Source organism: Pseudomonas auratipiscis, from assembly GCF_036324085.1.
GTDB classification, from domain to species: domain Bacteria; phylum Pseudomonadota; class Gammaproteobacteria; order Pseudomonadales; family Pseudomonadaceae; genus Aquipseudomonas; species Aquipseudomonas auratipiscis.
This window is the reverse complement of record NZ_JAZDCU010000051.1, coordinates 1-1,133: the sequence shown is the minus strand read 5'-3', so window position 1 is coordinate 1,133 and position 1,133 is coordinate 1. Positions and strand designations below refer to the sequence as shown.

General features: G+C 55.2%; 3 protein-coding genes and 2 tRNA genes. All 5 read right to left on the bottom strand.

Annotated elements, in window-relative coordinates; genetic code table 11:
• The coding region (locus V0R60_RS26835; protein ID WP_330143373.1) for a hypothetical protein at positions 1 to 183 on the bottom strand (183 nt) is incomplete at its 3' end.
• Entirely contained in the window at positions 161 to 322 is a 162-nt protein-coding gene (locus V0R60_RS26830) for an immunoglobulin-like domain-containing protein (protein ID WP_330143372.1), read from the bottom strand. The genes V0R60_RS26835 and V0R60_RS26830, both read right to left, overlap by 23 nt.
• Before the next feature lie 154 nt (positions 323 to 476).
• Positions 477 to 552: transfer RNA gene (locus V0R60_RS26825), tRNA-Ala, on the bottom strand.
• Positions 543 to 746, bottom strand: coding sequence for an immunoglobulin-like domain-containing protein (locus tag V0R60_RS26820; RefSeq protein WP_330143374.1), 204 nt, complete (start codon positions 744 to 746; stop codon positions 543 to 545). The genes V0R60_RS26825 and V0R60_RS26820 overlap by 10 nt, the downstream gene beginning before the upstream one ends.
• Positions 747 to 854: 108 nt before the next feature.
• A tRNA-Ala gene (locus V0R60_RS26815) sits at positions 855 to 930 on the bottom strand.
• Positions 931 to 1,133: the final 203 nt, after the last annotated feature.

Genomic DNA, 1,133 nt, shown 5'->3' with positions numbered 1-1,133 from the left:
CCGGACTTGACCAACAGCATCACCGGCACCACCGGTGGTAACTACGAGAAGCTCGAAACCTCGGGTGAAACCACCGTTACCGTTACTGACGGTCCAGGTACGCAGAACGAAACCGGCCTGTCGTTGAGCGCCACTGGCAGCGTTGACGAAGGCGGCCAGATCACCTACACCGCCACACTCCACCGGTGGTGCTTTCGATCGAGGCTTCCACGGTGCCCGCGTCGATGTAGACGTCATCTTTCGGCGCATCGAAATCGACCGAGCCAGTGGTTTCACCGGCAGGGATGTTGATCACAGCGCCGTTGCTCAGGGTCACGGTCATCGCCGTGCCGGCTGGGTGGGTCAGTGTGGCGGTGTATATCCAGTCTATCTTTCTATCACATACCCAAATTTTTAAAGAACGATTCTGAAAAAGTTCAGAAATCAATATTCGACCCGAATATTCATTTCTAAGCTTTGACATGGTAACGAAGGGGTGGTGGAGCCAAGCGGGATCGAACCGCTGACCTCCTGCGTGCAAGGCAGGCGCTCTCCCAGCTGAGCTATGGCTTCTCGAAGTCGCCACCGGTGGTGCTTTCGATCGAGGCTTCAACGGTACCGGCGTCGATGTAGACGTCATCCTTCGGCGCATCGAAATCGACCGAGCCAGTGGTTTCCCCGGCCGGGATGTTGATCACAGCGCCGTTGCTCAGGGTCACGGTCATCGCCGTGCCGGCTGGGTGGGTCAGTGTGGCGGTGTAATCCAGTCTATCTTTCTATCACATACCCAAATTTTTAAAGAACGATTCTGAAAAAGTTCAGAAATCAATATTCGACACGAATATTCATTTCTAAGCTTTACGAAGCAGAATTAATGGTGGAGCCAAGCGGGATCGAACCGCTGACCTCCTGCGTGCAAGGCAGGCGCTCTCCCAGCTGAGCTATGGCCCCACGCCGTAAGGGCGCAAAGGTGACTCCAAACCGCCCATGCCAATGGATCAGCACCTGGCCGTATGTGTCACTGACTACACGCGAGTGAGTACCGGAATGTGGCTCGTGTGTTGATGGGCATATCCATTTGATGCAGTGGCGCTACTGGCTGGTTTCGCCTTTACGGCGACCCACTTTTGTCGGGGCAAAAGTGGGCAAAACCC

Coding starts and splice junctions, on each gene's coding strand:
- V0R60_RS26830 (WP_330143372.1), bottom strand. CDS start 322: ATGACCGTGACCCTGAGCAACGGCGCTGTGATCAACATCCCTGCCGGT.